General features: G+C 70.1%; 14 protein-coding genes. 8 read left to right on the plus strand and 6 right to left on the minus strand.

Annotated features, from left to right (window positions below; genetic code table 11):
* Positions 1-85: 85 nt before the first annotated feature.
* From yajC to ACFYYF_RS22060, 5 genes are all read left to right on the plus strand, one after another.
* On the plus strand, positions 86-604 hold the full coding sequence (gene yajC, locus ACFYYF_RS22040; RefSeq protein ID WP_361679175.1) for a preprotein translocase subunit YajC: 519 nt from the start codon (positions 86-88) through the stop codon (positions 602-604).
* Positions 605-745: 141 nt separating this feature from the next.
* Complete coding sequence (secD, locus tag ACFYYF_RS22045; RefSeq protein WP_388778157.1) at positions 746-2,488, plus strand: protein translocase subunit SecD; 1,743 nt, start codon at positions 746-748, stop codon at positions 2,486-2,488.
* A gap of 1 nt (position 2,489) precedes the next feature.
* On the plus strand, positions 2,490-3,611 hold the full coding sequence (gene secF / locus ACFYYF_RS22050) for a protein translocase subunit SecF (protein WP_361679170.1): 1,122 nt from the start codon (positions 2,490-2,492) through the stop codon (positions 3,609-3,611).
* The gene (locus tag ACFYYF_RS22055) at positions 3,608-4,147 is read left to right on the plus strand and encodes an adenine phosphoribosyltransferase (RefSeq protein WP_388778159.1); all 540 of its coding nucleotides are present in this window, start codon (positions 3,608-3,610) and stop codon (positions 4,145-4,147) included. The genes secF and ACFYYF_RS22055 overlap by 4 nt, the downstream gene beginning before the upstream one ends.
* 227 nt (positions 4,148-4,374) lie before the next feature.
* On the plus strand, positions 4,375-6,939 hold the full coding sequence (locus tag ACFYYF_RS22060) for a RelA/SpoT family protein (RefSeq protein WP_388778162.1): 2,565 nt from the start codon (positions 4,375-4,377) through the stop codon (positions 6,937-6,939).
* Between the two features lie 159 nt (positions 6,940-7,098).
* On the opposite strand, the gene ACFYYF_RS22065 is transcribed toward ACFYYF_RS22060, so the two are convergent.
* A complete protein-coding gene (locus tag ACFYYF_RS22065; protein WP_361679164.1) occupies positions 7,099-8,328 on the minus strand; it encodes a DUF349 domain-containing protein in 1,230 nt (409 codons plus the stop codon).
* 135 nt (positions 8,329-8,463) lie between these two features.
* Positions 8,464-9,285, minus strand: a complete 822-nt coding sequence (locus ACFYYF_RS22070; RefSeq protein WP_365486223.1) for a peptidylprolyl isomerase — start codon at positions 9,283-9,285, stop codon at positions 8,464-8,466.
* Positions 9,286-9,464: 179 nt separating this feature from the next.
* Here ACFYYF_RS22070 and ACFYYF_RS22075 point away from each other — a divergent pair, with 179 nt between their 5' ends.
* Together ACFYYF_RS22075 and hisS are read left to right on the plus strand one after the other, a co-directional pair.
* The gene (locus ACFYYF_RS22075; protein WP_361679158.1) at positions 9,465-10,187 is read left to right on the plus strand and encodes an MBL fold metallo-hydrolase; all 723 of its coding nucleotides are present in this window, start codon (positions 9,465-9,467) and stop codon (positions 10,185-10,187) included.
* A 10-nt stretch (positions 10,188-10,197) separates the two neighbouring features.
* Positions 10,198-11,460 (plus strand): histidine--tRNA ligase, encoded by a 1,263-nt coding sequence (gene hisS / locus ACFYYF_RS22080; protein ID WP_361679155.1) that lies wholly within the window; start codon positions 10,198-10,200, stop codon positions 11,458-11,460.
* A 114-nt stretch (positions 11,461-11,574) separates the two neighbouring features.
* Here hisS and ACFYYF_RS22085 read toward each other — a convergent pair whose 3' ends face one another.
* Genes ACFYYF_RS22085 through ACFYYF_RS22100 form a run of 4 tightly spaced genes read right to left on the minus strand, consistent with a single transcriptional unit; the run spans position 11,575 to position 15,156 of the window.
* Positions 11,575-12,198: a response regulator gene (locus ACFYYF_RS22085; protein WP_388778167.1), complete on the minus strand. Its 624-nt coding sequence runs from the start codon at positions 12,196-12,198 to the stop codon at positions 11,575-11,577.
* Positions 12,195-13,490: a sensor histidine kinase gene (locus ACFYYF_RS22090; protein ID WP_388778170.1), complete on the minus strand. Its 1,296-nt coding sequence runs from the start codon at positions 13,488-13,490 to the stop codon at positions 12,195-12,197. Before ACFYYF_RS22090 ends, ACFYYF_RS22085 begins: the two co-directional genes overlap by 4 nt.
* Positions 13,448-14,293, minus strand: a complete 846-nt coding sequence (locus ACFYYF_RS22095; protein ID WP_388778173.1) for an ABC transporter permease — start codon at positions 14,291-14,293, stop codon at positions 13,448-13,450. Before ACFYYF_RS22095 ends, ACFYYF_RS22090 begins: the two co-directional genes overlap by 43 nt.
* Positions 14,290-15,156 carry an ABC transporter ATP-binding protein gene (locus tag ACFYYF_RS22100; protein ID WP_388778175.1) on the minus strand — a complete coding sequence of 289 codons (867 nt, stop codon included), beginning with the start codon at positions 15,154-15,156 and terminating at the stop codon, positions 14,290-14,292. The genes ACFYYF_RS22095 and ACFYYF_RS22100 overlap by 4 nt, the downstream gene beginning before the upstream one ends.
* Before the next feature lie 139 nt (positions 15,157-15,295).
* Between ACFYYF_RS22100 and ACFYYF_RS22105 the strand changes: the two genes are divergently transcribed.
* A complete protein-coding gene (locus ACFYYF_RS22105; RefSeq protein ID WP_388778179.1) occupies positions 15,296-15,937 on the plus strand; it encodes a vitamin K epoxide reductase family protein in 642 nt (213 codons plus the stop codon).
* The last annotated feature ends 34 nt before the right edge of the window (positions 15,938-15,971 follow it).

Raw genomic sequence — 15,971 nt, forward strand, 5'->3', positions numbered from 1 at the left:
CCTTGTCGACGGCAGACACCCCCCATACATACCCCCATCCAGCAGGCCGCTCACCTGGTGCGGTCGAAGAAGGAAGTTCCGACCCGTGAGTCTCGTGACCCTCCTCCCGTTCATCGTGCTCATCGGGGCCATGTTCCTGATGACCCGGTCGGCCAAGAAGAAGCAGCAGCAGGCGGCTTCCATGCGCAACGAGCTGCAGCCCGGCTCCGGCGTGCGCACGATCGGCGGTATGTACGCCACCGTCAAGGAGGTCAACGAGGACACGGTTCTCCTCGACGCCGCCCCGGGTGTCGACCTGCTCTTCGCCAAGAACGCGATCGGCGCCGTCCTCACGGACGACGAGTACAACCGCATCGTCCACGGCATCGAGCACGACCTGAAGGCCGACGGCACCGTCGTGCCGGACGACGCCTCCTCCCTCACCGAGACCGACGAGCCCGCCGCCGACGCCTCTTCCGACGCCTCCGACGACAAGCCCCTCGACCTCGGCAAGAAGGACCTGGCCGACAAGCCGGCCGAAGCGTCGGTCGAGGCCAAGGCCGACGAGGCCGGCACCGACGAGGCGGAGTCGAAGAAGACCGACGGCGGGACCGAAGCGAAGTAGTCACGAACCGGGAGCACGGCGCGATCCGCTCGCGCCCCACACCTCCCGGGACGTGCTGTTCTCGCACGGAGTCCCGACACCATGGCATGGCCGTCCACGCGCTCACCCGGCGCAGGGCGGCCCGAGAGGGAGTACGAGAAGGTGGCAGCACCGAAGAAGGGCCGGAGCGCGAGCGCCCAGAGCAGGCCGGGGCGCTCGCTGGCCCTGATCCTGATCGCCATCGCGGCGCTCACCGGAGGGATGTTCGCCTCCGGCAACACCACTCCGCGTCTCGGCATCGATCTCGCCGGCGGCACGAGCATCACGCTCACGGCGAAGAACGAGCCGGGCCAGCCCAACGCGATCAACAAGACCAACATGGACACCGCGGTCGACATCATGAACCGCCGTGTCAACGGTCTCGGTGTCTCCGAGGCCGAGGTTCAGACCCAGGGTTCCGACAACATCATTGTCAACATCCCCAAGGGCACGAACTCTCAGCAGGCCCGCCAGCAGGTCGGCACCACCGCCAAGCTCTACTTCCGCCCCGTGCTGACCACGGACGTCTCCGGAGCGGCGGCCTCGTCCAGCCCGTCGCCGAGCGCGTCCAGCAGCCCCTCGGGCAAGGCCGGGGACAAGGCGACCTCGTCCTCCTCGTCCTCCCCGACGCCGTCGGCCTCCGCCACCACCCAGGGCCGCGCGGTCAGTGACGCCCTGAAGGCGGACTCCTCGCCGTCCGCGAGCGCCTCCACCAGCGCCTCGCCCTCCGCGAGCGCCAGCGTGGACCCCGCGACCGCCAAGCTCCAGGCCCAGTACGAAGCGCTCGACTGCACCGACAAGGCCGTCCGCGCCAAGGCCGGTTCCGGCGCCAAGCCGACCGAGCCGACCGTGGCCTGTGGCCAGGACAAGAACTCCTCCGGCCAGTGGCAGAAGTACATCCTCGGCCCGGCCGAGGTCGCCGGCACGGACATCAAGAAGGCCGGAGCGGTCTTCGACACGCAGAGCGGTGCGGGCTGGAAGGTCACCATGGACTTCACGTCCGGTGGCTCCAAGAAGTTCGCCTCCATCACCGGCAAGCTCGCGCAGAACCAGCCGCCGCAGAACCAGTTCGCGATCGTCCTCGACGGCCAGGTCGTCTCCGACCCCTCCGTGGCCCAGTCGCTGAGCGGCAGCGCCGAGATCTCCGGCAGCTTCACCCAGACCGAGGCCCAGGACCTGGCCAACATGCTGAAGTACGGCGCCCTGCCGCTCAGCTTCAAGGAGTCCAGCGTCACCACGGTCACCGCCGCGCTCGGTGGTGAGCAGCTGCACGCCGGTCTGATCGCGGGCGCCATCGGCCTCGCGCTGGTCATCATCTACCTGGTGATCTACTACCGGGGTCTGTCGGTCATCGCGATCGCCTCCCTGGGCGTCTCGGCGATCCTCACCTACGTGCTCATGGCGCTGCTCGGCCCGGCCATCGGCTTCGCGCTGAACCTCCCGGCCGTCTGCGGCGCGATCGTGGCGATCGGTATCACGGCGGACTCGTTCATCGTCTTCTTCGAACGCATCCGTGACGAGATCCGCGAGGGCCGCACCCTGCGTCCGGCCGTCGAGCGTGCCTGGCCGCGTGCCCGGCGCACCATCCTGGTCTCCGACTTCGTGTCGTTCCTCGCCGCTGCGGTGCTCTTCATCGTCACCGTCGGCAAGGTCCAGGGCTTCGCGTTCACCCTCGGTCTGACCACGGTGCTCGACGTCGTCGTCGTGTTCTTCTTCACCAAGCCGCTGATGACCATCCTCGCCCGCAAGAAGTTCTTCGCGGAGGGGCACCGCTGGTCCGGCCTCGACCCGAAGCGACTGGGCGCCAAGCCGCCGCTGCGCCGCACCCGTCGCGCGTCCGCCCCCGTCGACACGAAGGAGGCGTGAGATGTCGAAACTCGGCACCCTCGGCGCCCGGCTCCACCGCGGCGAGATCGGCTACGACTTCGTCGGCAAGCGCAAGATCTGGTACGGCATCTCGATCCTGATCACCATCACGGCCATCCTCGGCCTGACGGTGCGCGGCCTGAACATGGGCATCGAGTTCCAGGGCGGCGCCGTCTTCACCACAACCGGGAAGAGCACCGTCTCGGTGAGCCAGGCCGAGACGTTCGCGGAGGAGGCCTCCGGCCACGACGCGGTCGTCCAGGGGCTCGGCAAGGGCGGCCTGCGCATCCAGATCGCCGGCATCGACACCGACAAGTCCGACGCGATCAAGGAAAAGCTCGCCGCGGACCTGAAGGTCAACCCCGAGCAGATCAACGCCGACCTGGTCGGCCCGAGCTGGGGTGACCAGATCGCCAACAAGGCCTGGGAGGGCCTGGCGATCTTCATGGTCCTCGTCGTGATCTACCTGGCGATCGCCTTCGAGTGGCGCATGGCCATCGCGGCCCTGGTCGCGCTGATCCACGACATCACCATCACGGTCGGCATCTACGCCCTGGTCGGCTTCGAGGTCACCCCGGGCACCGTGATCGGTCTGCTCACGATCCTCGGTTACTCGCTCTACGACACGGTCGTCGTCTTCGACAGCCTCAAGGAGCAGACGAAGGACATCACCAAGCAGACCCGCTACACCTACAGCGACGTCGCCGACCGCTCGATCAACAGCACCCTGGTGCGTTCCATCAACACCACGGTGGTCGCGCTGCTCCCGGTCGCCGGCCTGCTGTTCATCGGCGGCGGTGTGCTCGGCGCCGGCATGCTCAACGACATCTCGCTGTCGCTGTTCGTGGGCCTCGCGGCCGGCGCGTACTCCTCGATCTTCATCGCCACGCCGCTCGTCGCCGACCTCAAGGAGCGCGAGCCGGAGATGAAGGCCCTGCGCAAGCGGGTCCTCGCCAAGCGCGCCCAGGCGGCCGCCAAGGGCGAGTCCCTGGAGCCGCAGGCCGCCGGGCCGGCGTACGAGGACGACGAGACGGACGACGCCACCCCGGCGGTCGTCGGTCCCCGCAACCAGCCCGCGTCCCGCGCCCGCGGCCGCGGCCGTCCCTCGGGGAAGCGCCGATGACCGGCATCGAGGAGCTGCTGACCAGCCGTATCCGTGACGTGGCCGACTACCCGGAGCCGGGCGTGATGTTCAAGGACATCACCCCGCTCCTGGCCGACCCGGCCGCGTTCGGCGCCCTGACCGGTGCCCTGGCGGACATCGCCGTCCGCACGAGCGCCACCAAGATCGTCGGCCTGGAGGCCCGCGGCTTCATCCTCGGAGCCCCGGTCGCCGTCCACGCCGGGATCGGCTTCATCCCCGTGCGTAAGGCGGGCAAGCTCCCCGGAGCGACCCTGTCGCAGGCGTACGACCTGGAGTACGGCTCCGCCGAGATCGAGGTGCACGCCGAGGACCTGAACGCGGCCGACCGCGTCCTCGTCGTCGACGACGTCCTCGCCACCGGCGGCACCGCCGAGGCCTCGCTCCAGCTCATCCGCAGGGCGGGCGCCGCGGTCGCGGGCGTCGCCGTGCTGATGGAGCTCGGCTTCCTGGGCGGCCGCGGCCGTCTGGAGCCGGCCCTCGCGGGGGCTCCCCTGGAGGCGCTGCTGACGGTCTGAGGACCGCGTGCGGCACCCGGGGCCACGCCCTGGCAAGGCCCCCGAAAGGCCTGAGGCACCCGTAGGACACCCTGGAGGCGGGCCCGGAGGAATCCGGTGCCCGCCTCCGGCGTTCTCCTTGTACGAGGCCGCCCGCGGCGGCCGACAGCGAGTCCGGCACGAAGGATCGCTACCATGGGGTTTCCGGAGCCTGACCGGGGGACCCGGATCGCGCACGAGGAGCCCTCTTGCCAGACGAGGCCCAGCCACTCGCCCCCAGCGCGGAACGCCTGGGGCGAACCGCCGCCACTCAGCCCGAGCCCGCCTCGGGCGCCGCGGAGAAGCCCGCACGGAACGCAGCGAGCGGGCAGGTCGAGCACGCCCAGTCCGCGCCCGACGGGACGGCGGCCGAGGCGTCGCGCCCCAAACCGGCCGCGCCCGAGCGCCCCGCGAACACCCCGGCGGTCCGGCCCGCGGCGGCGCAGCCCAGCCGCTCCGGTGGCTCCTCCAACCGCGTCCGGGCCCGCCTCGCCCGTCTCGGCGTCCAGCGCTCCAACCCGTACAACCCGGTCCTGGAACCGCTGCTACGGATAGTGCGCAGCAACGACCCCAAGATCGAGACGTCCACGCTCCGGCAGATCGAGAAGGCCTACCAGGTCGCCGAGCGCTGGCACCGGGGCCAGAAGCGCAAGAGCGGCGACCCGTACATCACGCACCCGCTCGCCGTCACCACCATCCTCGCCGAGCTGGGCATGGACCCGGCGACGCTCATGGCGGGCCTCCTGCACGACACGGTCGAGGACACCGAGTACGGCCTCGACCAGCTGCGCCGCGACTTCGGCGACTCCGTCGGCCTCCTCGTCGACGGCGTCACCAAGCTGGACAAGGTCAAGTTCGGCGAGGCCGCCCAGGCCGAGACCGTGCGCAAGATGGTCGTCGCCATGGCCAAGGACCCCCGCGTCCTGGTCATCAAGCTCGCCGACCGCCTGCACAACATGCGCACCATGCGGTATCTCAAGCGTGAGAAGCAGGAGAAGAAGGCGCGCGAGACCCTGGAGATCTACGCGCCGCTCGCCCACCGCCTGGGCATGAACACCATCAAGTGGGAGCTGGAGGACCTCGCCTTCGCGATCCTCTACCCCAAGATGTACGACGAGATCGTGCGCCTGGTCGCCGAGCGCGCTCCCAAGCGCGACGAGTACCTCGCCATAGTGACGGACGAGGTCCAGTCCGACCTGCGCGCGGCCCGTATCAAGGCGACCGTCACCGGCCGCCCGAAGCACTACTACAGCGTCTACCAGAAGATGATCGTCCGCGGCCGTGACTTCGCGGAGATCTACGACCTGGTGGGCATCCGCGTCCTCGTGGACACCGTCCGCGACTGCTACGCGGCACTCGGCACCGTGCACGCGCGATGGAACCCGGTCCCCGGCCGGTTCAAGGACTACATCGCGATGCCGAAGTTCAACATGTACCAGTCGCTGCACACGACGGTCATCGGCCCCAACGGCAAGCCCGTCGAACTCCAGATCCGTACGTTCGACATGCACCGCCGCGCCGAGTACGGCATCGCCGCGCACTGGAAGTACAAGCAGGAGACCGTCGCCGGGTCCTCCAAGATCCGCACCGACGTGCCCCGGGCGGCCAAGGGAAGCGCCGGCCAGGACACCGTCAACGACATGGCGTGGCTGCGCCAGCTCCTGGACTGGCAGAAGGAGACCGAGGACCCCAGCGAGTTCCTGGAGTCCCTGCGCTTCGACCTCTCGCGCAACGAGGTCTTCGTCTTCACGCCCAAGGGCGACGTCATAGCGCTTCCGGCCGGTGCGACACCGGTGGACTTCGCGTACGCGGTCCACACGGAGGTCGGCCACCGGACCATAGGAGCACGGGTCAACGGACGGCTCGTGCCGCTGGAGTCCACCCTGGACAACGGCGACCTGGTGGAGGTCTTCACCTCCAAGGCGGCCGGCGCGGGCCCCTCCCGCGACTGGCTCGGCTTCGTGAAGTCGCCGCGGGCCCGCAACAAGATCCGCGCGTGGTTCTCCAAGGAGCGCCGCGACGAGGCGATCGAGCACGGCAAGGACGCCATCGCCCGCGCGATGCGCAAGCAGAACCTGCCCATCCAGCGGATCCTCACCGGCGACTCCCTGGTCACCCTCGCGCACGAGATGCGCTACCCGGACATCTCGTCGCTGTACGCGGCGATCGGCGAGGGCCATGTCACCGCCCAGAGCGTCGTCCAGAAGCTCGTGCAGGCGCTCGGCGGCGAGGAGGCGGCCACCGAGGAGATCGACGAGGCCGTACCGCCCGCGCGGGGCCGCGGCCGCAAGCGGCGCAGCAACAACGACCCCGGTGTGGTCGTCAAGGGCGTCGACGACGTCTGGGTCAAGCTGGCCCGCTGCTGCACGCCGGTGCCGGGCGACCCGATCATCGGATTCGTCACCCGCGGCAGCGGCGTCTCGGTCCACCGCAGCGACTGCGTGAACGTCGACTCGCTCTCGCGCGAACCCGAGCGCATCCTCGAGGTCGAGTGGGCGCCCACCCAGTCCTCGGTCTTCCTGGTCGCCATACAGGTCGAGGCACTGGACCGGTCCCGGCTGCTGTCGGACGTCACCCGCGTGCTGTCCGACCAGCACGTCAACATCCTGTCCGCGGCCGTCCAGACCTCCCGCGACCGTGTCGCCACCTCCCGGTTCACCTTCGAGATGGGCGACCCCAAGCACCTGGGACACGTCCTGAAGGCCGTACGGGGCGTCGAGGGCGTCTACGACGTGTACCGCGTGACCTCGGCCCGCAGACCCTCCGACTCCTGACGCCCGCCGTCCGCCCGGCCACCGCGGCCGGGCGGACGCACGGAACGGACGGTCGCACGGCCACAGTGGCCGGGCGGCGGCGCGGACGGACGGCTGAAACACGCGAAGGGGCTCCCGTACGGTGCGTACGGGAGCCCCTTCGCGTGGGCGCGGCGGGTATCAGCCGCCGAACTCCTGAAGACCCTTCAGAGCCTGGTCCAGCAGCGCCTGACGGCCGTCCAGCTCCTTCTGGAGCTTGTCGGCCCTGGCGTTGTTGCCACCGGAGCGCGCCGTCTCGATCTGGCCCTTGAGCTTGTCGACGGCGGCCTGGAGCTGACCGGTCAGACCCTCGGCACGCGCGCGTGCCTCAGGGTTCGTCCGGCGCCACTCGGTCTCCTCCGACTCCTGGAGGGCCCGCTCCACCGCGTGCATCCGGCCCTCGACCTTCGGGCGGGCGTCACGCGGCACGTGGCCGATGGCCTCCCAGCGCTCGTTGATGGAACGGAAGGCCGCACGGGCCGCCTTCAGATCCTGCACCGGGACGAGCTTCTCGGCCTCCTCGGCCAGCTCCTCCTTGAGCTTGAGGTTCTCCGTCTGCTCCGCGTCGCGCTCGGCGAACACCGAGCTGCGCGCCGCGAAGAAGACGTCCTGGGCGCCGCGGAAGCGGTTCCACAGGTCGTCCTCGTGCTCGCGCTGGGCGCGGCCCGCGGCCTTCCAGTCCGCCATCAGCTCGCGGTAGCGAGCCGCCGTCGGGCCCCAGTCCGCCGAGCCGGACAGCGACTCGGCCTCGGCGACCAGCTTCTCCTTGGTCTTACGGGCCTCCTCGCGCTGCGCGTCCAGCGACGCGAAGTGCGCCTTGCGCCGCTTGGAGAACGCCGAGCGGGCGTGCGAGAAGCGGTGCCACAGCTCGTCGTCCGACTTGCGGTCGAGTCGCGGCAGCCCCTTCCAGGTGTCCACCAGCGCGCGCAGCCGCTCGCCGGCCGCCCGCCACTGGTCGCTCTGCGCCAGCTCCTCGGCCTCGACGACCAGCGCCTCCTTGGCGTGCCGTGCCTCGTCGGACTGCTTGGCCCGCTGGACCTTGCGTTCCTCACGGCGCGCGTCGACGGTCTCCACGAGCTTGTCCAGCCGCACCTTGAGCGCGTCCAGATCACCGACCGCGTGGTGGGCGTCCACCTGCTCGCGGATGTGATCGATGGCGGTCTGGGCGTCCTTCGCCGACAGGTCGGTGGTCTTCACTCGCTTTTCGAGGAGGCCGATCTCGACAACCAGGCCTTCGTACTTGCGCTCGAAGTAGGCCAGCGCCTCATCAGGGGTGCCTGCCTGCCAGGAGCCGACGACCTGCTCGCCGTCGGCCGTACGCACGTACACGGTCCCCGTCTCGTCGACGCGGCCCCACGGGTCGCTGCTCACAGCGCCTCCTCCACATGATGCCTGTGGGGGGCTTCGGAGCCCCCTGGCATCGTCCACAGTTTCGTCACGGCCAACATAGGCGACCGGCGGGGCGGCTGTCCGCATCCCGCGCGACCGAAATTCAGCAGCTGACGGTCAGGATTTCGTCACGGTCAGCTTGTTGACGACGACGGTCGCGTTCGGTGCGCCGTCGCCCTGGCCCGTGCTCTCACCGGCCGCCGCGATCTTCTTCAGTACGGTCATGCCCGACTTGGAAATAGTTCCGAACGGTGTGTAGCTGGGCGGAAGCTGACTGTCCTGGTACACGAGGAAGAACTGGCTGCCGCCGGTGTGCTTCTGCCCGGTGTTCGCCATGGCGATCGTGCCCGCCGGGTACACGTTGCCCTTGAGCGTCTTGTCCTTCAGATTCTCGTCCGGAATCGTGTAGCCGGGACCGCCGGAGCCCTGGGCCGTCGGGTCGCCGCACTGCAGGACGTAGATCCCGTTGGTGGTGAGGCGGTGGCACTTCGTGTGGTCGAAGTAGCCCTTGCCGGCGAGGAAGGCGAACGAGTTCACCGTGTGCGGGGCGGCGGCCGCCTTCAGAGCGATGTCGATGTCGCCGCACGTCGTCGCCATCTTCATGGAGTAGGCGGCGGACTTGTCGATGGTGACCGCCGGCTCCTTCTTCCATGTGAGCGACTTCACGGCGCCCTCGGCGGGCTTCTCGCACGGATCGGGCGCCTTGCTCGTCGGCGCCGCGCTGGGCGTCGCCTCGGCGCCCGCGTTGGTCTTCTTGCCGTCGCTCTTGAAGACCCCGGTCGCGTACGCCGTGGCACCGCCCGCGACCACCACGCCCACGACCGCCGCGATCACCGCGTTGCGGGTCTGGGTCCTCCGTCGAGCGGATGTGCGGCGCTGCTGCTGTCGCAAGAACTTCTCCCGGGCGAGCTGACGCCGCCGCTGTTCCTGGCTGACCACCGGAGTTCTCCTCGTGCGTCTCGTACGTCGAGTGGGACGCGAGCGTCGCCTGAGCCGACCGCCTGCGTGTGCCCCGTACCGTATATGGGTTCGCTGAGGAATCGGCAGCGCCGGTAGGCTCTGATCCACAGCCGCCCGCCCGTACGCCACTCGCGCGTACGCCACCACGAAGGACGATCGTGCTCATTGCCGGGTTCCCCGCAGGGGCCTGGGGGACCAACTGTTACCTGGTCGCCCCCGCCGCGGGTGAGGAGTGCGTGATCATCGACCCGGGCCATCAGGCCGCCCAGGGAGTCGAGGACGCGCTCAAGAAACATCGGCTCAAGCCCGTCGCTGTCGTCCTCACCCATGGACACATCGACCACGTCGCCTCGGTCGTCCCGGTGTGCGGAGCGCATGACGTTCCGGCCTGGATCCACCCCGAGGACCGGTTCATGATGAGCGACCCGGAGAAGGCGCTCGGGCGGTCCATCGGAATGCCGCTGATGGGCGAGCTGACCGTGGGGGAGCCCGACGACGTGCGGACGCTGACCGACGGCGCGGAGCTGAAGCTGGCGGGCCTCGATCTCTCCGTCGCGCACGCGCCCGGCCATACGAAGGGGTCGGTGACGTTCCGGATGCCCGAGAGCGCGGACATCCCGTCCGTGTTCTTCTCCGGGGATCTGCTCTTCGCCGGCTCCATCGGACGCACCGACCTTCCGGGCGGCGACATGGACGAGATGCTCGACTCGCTGGGCCGTGTGTGCCTGCCGCTCGACGACTCGACCGTGGTGCTGTCCGGCCACGGCCCCCAGACGACCATCGGCCAGGAGCGCGCCACCAACCCGTATCTGCGGCAGGTGGCGGCGAACCGCCGGGAACGCGGGGCGGACCCGACCTCCGCTCCACGACGAGGAATGTGACAAGACTTCCGTGAGCACCTTCAGGGCCCCCAAGGGCACGTACGACCTCATTCCGCCGGACAGCGCCAAGTACCTCGCGGTCCGCGAGGCCATCGCGGCCCCGCTGCGCAACTCCGGCTACGGCTACATCGAGACGCCCGGTTTCGAGAACGTCGAGCTGTTCGCCCGCGGTGTCGGTGAGTCCACCGACATCGTGACCAAGGAGATGTACGCCTTCGAGACCAAGGGCGGCGACAGGCTTGCGCTGCGCCCCGAGGGCACCGCCTCCGTCCTGCGCGCCGCGCTGGAGGCCAACCTGCACAAGGCGGGCAACCTCCCCGTCAAGCTCTGGTACTCGGGCTCGTACTACCGCTACGAGCGTCCCCAGAAGGGCCGTTACCGCCACTTCTCCCAGGTGGGCGCCGAGGCGATCGGAGCCGAGGACCCGGCGCTCGACGCCGAGCTGATCATCCTGGCGGACCAGGCGTACCGGTCACTGGGCCTGCGGAACTTCCGCATCCTGCTCAACAGCCTGGGTGACAAGGAGTGCCGTCCCGTCTACCGGGCCGCGCTCCAGGACTTCCTGCGCGGCCTGGACCTCGACGAGGAGACGCTGCGCCGCGCGGAGATCAACCCGCTGCGGGTGCTCGACGACAAGCGCGAGGACGTCCAGAAGCAGCTCGGCGGGGCGCCGCTGCTGCGCGACTACCTGTGCGACGCGTGCAAGGCGTACCACGAGGAGGTGCGCGACCTGATCACGGCCGCCGGCGTCTCCTTCGAGGACGACCCGAAGCTGGTGCGCGGTCTGGACTACTACACGCGCACGACCTTCGAGTTCGTGCACGACGGTCTCGGCTCCCAGTCCGCCGTGGGCGGCGGTGGCCGCTACGACGGGCTGTCCGAGATGATCGGCGGTCCCGCGCTGCCGTCCGTCGGCTGGGCGCTGGGCGTCGACCGTACGGTGCTGGCGCTGGAGGCGGAGGGCGTGGAGCTCGAAATCCCGGCGTCCACCAGTGTGTTCGCGGTGCCGCTCGGTGAGGAGGCCCGCCGGATGCTCTTCGGCGTGGTGACCGAACTGCGCCGGGCCGGTGTCGCCGCCGACTTCTCGTACGGCGCGAAGGGCCTCAAGGGCGCGATGAAGAACGCGAACCGCAGCGGTGCCCGCTTCACGGTCGTCGCCGGTGAGCGTGATCTCGCCGAGGGCGTCGTGCAGCTCAAGGACATGGAGTCCGGGGAGCAGACGGCGGTCGCGGCCGACGCGATCGTGTCCGAACTGCGTTCGCGCCTGGGCTGACCCGGTCTCTCCCGCCCCGGTGGGCCTCCCACCGGGGCGGGGGTGCCGGCCGTCCGCGTTCCGCGGACCGGCCCCGCGCCCGGACCCGGCGCCGCGCGCCGGCGCCCTGGGGCCTCAGTCCAGCAGCCCGTGGCGCATGGCGCTCGTCACCGCGGCCGTCCGGTCGTCGACCCCGAGTTTCCCGAAGGCCCGCAGCAGATGGGTCTTCACGGTGGACTCGCCTATGAACAGGCGGCGGCCGATCTCCGCGTTCGTGCAGCCCTCCGCCACCAGGCGCAGCACCGCCCGCTCGCGCTCCGACAGCCGTGGCCGTTCCGGCCGGGCGCGCAGCTGGTCCACCAGACGGGCCGCGACCGAGGGGGCCAGGACGGTCTCGCCCCGCGCCGCGGCGCGGACCGAGTCGGCCAGCTGGCCGCGCGGAAGATCCTTGAGCAGATAGCCCGCCGCGCCCGCCTCCACGGCGCGCAGGATGTCACGGTCGGTCTCGTACGTCGTGAGCACGATCACCCGGCACGGCAGCGCGGCCTCGGCCATCCGCACGATCGAGTCGACCCCGTCACCGCCCGGCATCCGCAGGTCCATCAGCACGATGTCGGGCCGGAGTTCGGCCGCGAGAGCCTCCGCCTGCGGACCGCTGGACGCGTCGGCCACCACCTCCAGGTCGGGCTCGGCGCTGAGCATCGCGCGCAGCCCCTCCCGTACGACGGGATGGTCGTCGGCCAGGACGATCCGGATCACCGGGTCTCACTCCTCGGGGTCGCGGGGACGGGCAGCGTCACCGTCACGGTCGTTCCGTCGCCCGGCGCGCTGCGGATCGAAGCGGTGCCGCCCGCCTCGGCGGCCCGGGCGCGCAGCCCCGCCAGACCGTACCCGTCGACCGGCGTGGCGGGGTCGAATCCGCGGCCGTCGTCGCGCACCGACAGCGCCAGCGAGTCGGCGGCGTACGCGAGGCCGACCGTGACGGCGGGTGAACTCCCGGCGTGCTTGCGGGCGTTGGCCAGAGCTTCCTGGCAGGAGCGGAGGATCACCACCTCGGGTCCTGCGGGCAGCGGGCGCACCGGGCCGGTCACGGCGATGCTCGCGTCGTGCCGGGCGGCCAGCCGCCGCAGCGCGTCGGGCAGGGTGGCGCCGTCCAGATCGGCGGGCGTGCCGCCGGTGACGAGGGCCCGTGCCTCGGCGAGGTTCTGCCGGGCGGTCTCGTCCATGAGGGCCAGATGGCGGCGGGCCTGCGGCAGATCGTGGTCGAGTTCGGCCTCGACGGCCTGGACCAGCATCAGGAGGCTGGTGAAACCCTGCGCGAGGGTGTCGTGGATCTCCCTGGAGAACCGTTCGCGTTCGGACAGCGCGCCGTGCATGGCCGAGAGCCGGGCGATCTCGTGCCGGCTGGCGTCCAACTCGGTGATGAGCTCCGCCCGTTCGCGGCTCTGTTCCATGATGCGGATGATCCAGCTCCCCAGAGCCGCCGAGAACACGAGCGTGACCGCCGCGAAGACCGAGTTGAAGAACAGGACCTGACCGGCGGGCCGCCACAGCAGGGCCCAGCCCGCCACCGGAGCGATGTTGATGACGGTCGAGGCGGTCAGGGCCCGGCGCAGCCGCAGCCCGATGAAGCACTGCGGGATGAGCGCGAAGGTCATCAGCCGGGTCTCGCCGACCAGCACGCCCGGCGGCAGGAACAGCAGGACCGCGCCCGCGATGTAACCGAGGGCGCGGCGCTCGTCGGGGACCTCGGCCGTGAGGACGGGACGTCCGACCAGCAGGTACCAGGGGATCAGCAGCAGGAGCAGCGCGCCCGCCGCGAGCCGGACGTGCCACCCCGGGTGCGCCGTGCCGAGCACGAACACCAGGGTGGCCACCCACACGACGGCGAAGTACCCGTCCCAGAGCCGGAACGAGAGCTCCCAGGTGTCCGCCGCCCGGGCCCCGCCCGGCACCGGACCGTGCAGGGCCCCGCCCGGCACCGGGGCGCGGCGCGCGGCCGGACTCGTCATCCGTCGCGCCGGTTCTTCCAGCGGAAGGTCAGCAGGCACAGCAGCAATCCTCCGACGCACCACGCCCCGAGCACCAGCGCGATCCGCCCGAACTCCCAGTCGCCCGCCTGCTCCAGGACCTTCGCGGAATCGGGCAGGAACACCCCGCGCAGCCCCTGGCACATCCACTTGAGGGGGAACAGCGCGCCGATGTTCAGCATCCAGTCCGGAATGGTGTCGATGGCGATGTAGACACCGGAGATGAACTGGAGGACGAGGAAGGGCAGGACGACCACCGAGGTGGCGCTCTTGCCCGACTTCGGGACCGAGCTGATCGCGATGCCGAGCAGGGCGCAGGCCGTGAGGCCCAGGACGAAGATCCAGCCGAAGTCCGCCCACTTGCCGGGATCCGAGGGCAGGTCGACGTCGTACAGCGTGGTGCCGACGGTGAGCAGGATCGCCGTCTCCAGGGCGCCGGTCACCAGGACCAGCCATATCTTGCCGAAGAAGTACGCGGCCGGCGGCATCGGCGTGCCGCGCAGCCGGCGCAGCACCTTCTCGTCCCGTTCGATCGCGATGGAGATGCCGAGGGACTGGAAGCTCGTCGACATGATGCCCGCGGCCATCATCGCGGGGACGTAGAGCTGGGAGGCGGTGATGCCCGCGCCCTTCACGTCGTTGCTGAAGATCGACGCGAACAGGAACAGGAAGACGACGGGGAAGGCGAAGGTGAACACCACCTGGTCGCGCTGGCGGAAGAACTGCCTCAGCTCCAGGCTCCCGCGGCGCAGCCCGAGTCCCCAGGCGCCGGGCAGCCGGCCGGACGCGTCCCTCGTGCCCTGCCGTACGTCGGTCGTGGTCATCGCGCGTCCTCCAGGCCGGTCAGTCGCAGATAGACGTCCTCCAGGGTGGGGCGGCTCACCCGCAGCCCCGGGATCTCCCCGTCGAAACGGCGGGTGAGCTCGGCGACCGTCTTCGTGGGGGTGTCCGTGCGCTCGCTGCGCGGGCTGCCGTCGGCCTCCGTCCAGGCGACCGTGGCCTCGCTGCCGAACCGCTCGCGCAGCGCCGCCGGTTCGCCCTCGGCGACGATCCTGCCCCGGGCGACGACCGCGAGCCGGTCCGCGAGGGCTTCGGCCTCCTCCAGGTAGTGCGTGGTCAGCAGGATGGTCGTGCCCTCGTCGGCCAGTCTGCGGATCAGCTCCCAGAACTGCCGTCGCGCCGCCGGGTCGAAGCCCGTGGTCGGCTCGTCCAGGAGGAGCAGTTCGGGCCCGCCGATCACCCCGAGGGCCTCGTCGAGCCGGCGGCGCTGACCGCCCGAGAGCGACTTGATGCGGCTGCCCGCCTTCGCCTCGAGACCGACCAGACCGATGACTTCCCCGGGATCACGGGGATTCGGGTAATAACGGGCGAAATGCCGCACGGTCTCCTCCACCGTCAACTCGGCGGGCGCGGATTCGTCCTGCCAGACGATTCCGACGCGTGAACGCCACGCGCGCGTGCCCGTCGCCGGGTCCGAGCCGAGCACCGAGACCTCGCCCGCGTCCCGTCGCCGGTTGCCCTGGAGGATCTCCACGGTGGTGCTCTTGCCCGCTCCGTTCGGTCCGAGCAGGCCGAACACCTCGCCCTGCCGGATGCCCAGATCGATACCGTCGACCGCGGTCACGTCCCCGTACTGCTTGCGCAGCCCCCGTACGTCCACCGCGAGCCGGTCCGCGTGTGTAGTCATGGGGACGAGCCTCTCCCCGAACCGAACCTTCCGGGGCGACCGTGCGTACCTTCTTATGTCCACCGAACGATGGACAGCCGGGCGGGTGCGGCACAATGAGCCTGCCCCCAGGCCCCTTCGAAGCTACGGAAACGGCGTGATGAACAAGACGACAGTCAAGGACGTCCCGACCGGTCAGGAACGCCCCGCCGCCGCCTCGCCGCGGACGGCCGGCGGCAGCCGCGCCCTCGCGGTGCTGCTGGTGATCACGGGCGCGGCCGGTCTCCTTGCCGCGTGGGTCATCACGATCGACAAGTTCAAGCTGCTGGAGAACCCGAACTTCGTACCGGGCTGCAGCCTGAACCCGGTCGTCTCCTGCGGCAACATCATGAAGAGCGAGCAGGCCTCGGCCTTCGGCTTCCCGAACCCCATGCTCGGGCTCGTCGCCTATGGCATGGTGATCTGCGTCGGCATGAGCCTGCTGGCCCGTGCGACGTTCCCGCGCTGGTACTGGCTGACCTTCAACGCGGGCACGCTCTTCGGCGTCGCGTTCTGCACCTGGCTCCAGTTCCAGTCGCTGTACCGGATCAACTCGCTCTGCCTGTGGTGCAGCCTGGCCTGGGTCGCCACGATCATCATGTTCTGGTACGTGACCTCGTTCAACGTCCGCAACGGCTTCCTGCCCGCCCCGGGCTGGGCGAAGAGCTTCTTCGGCGAGTTCACCTGGGTCCTGCCGACGCTGCACATCGGGATCATCGGCATGCTGATCCTGACCCGCTGGTGGGACTTCTGGACGAGCTGACCGTCCCGGGGGGATTGTCGGTGCGGTGACATAG

This window comes from Streptomyces sp. NPDC001914 (assembly GCF_042891215.1).
In the GTDB taxonomy this organism is placed as follows: domain Bacteria; phylum Actinomycetota; class Actinomycetes; order Streptomycetales; family Streptomycetaceae; genus Streptomyces.

What these genes read in the sequence shown, in the direction of transcription:
- secF (WP_361679170.1), top strand. Translation starts at nt 2,490, where the DNA reads ATGTCGAAACTCGGCACCCTCGGCGCCCGGCTCCACCGCGGCGAGATC.
- ACFYYF_RS22055 (WP_388778159.1), top strand. Translation starts at nt 3,608, where the DNA reads ATGACCGGCATCGAGGAGCTGCTGACCAGCCGTATCCGTGACGTGGCC.
- ACFYYF_RS22095 (WP_388778173.1), bottom strand. Translation starts at nt 14,293, where the DNA reads ATGACCACGACCGACGTACGGCAGGGCACGAGGGACGCGTCCGGCCGG.
- ACFYYF_RS22100 (WP_388778175.1), bottom strand. Translation starts at nt 15,156, where the DNA reads ATGACTACACACGCGGACCGGCTCGCGGTGGACGTACGGGGGCTGCGC.
- ACFYYF_RS22105 (WP_388778179.1), top strand. Translation starts at nt 15,296, where the DNA reads ATGAACAAGACGACAGTCAAGGACGTCCCGACCGGTCAGGAACGCCCC.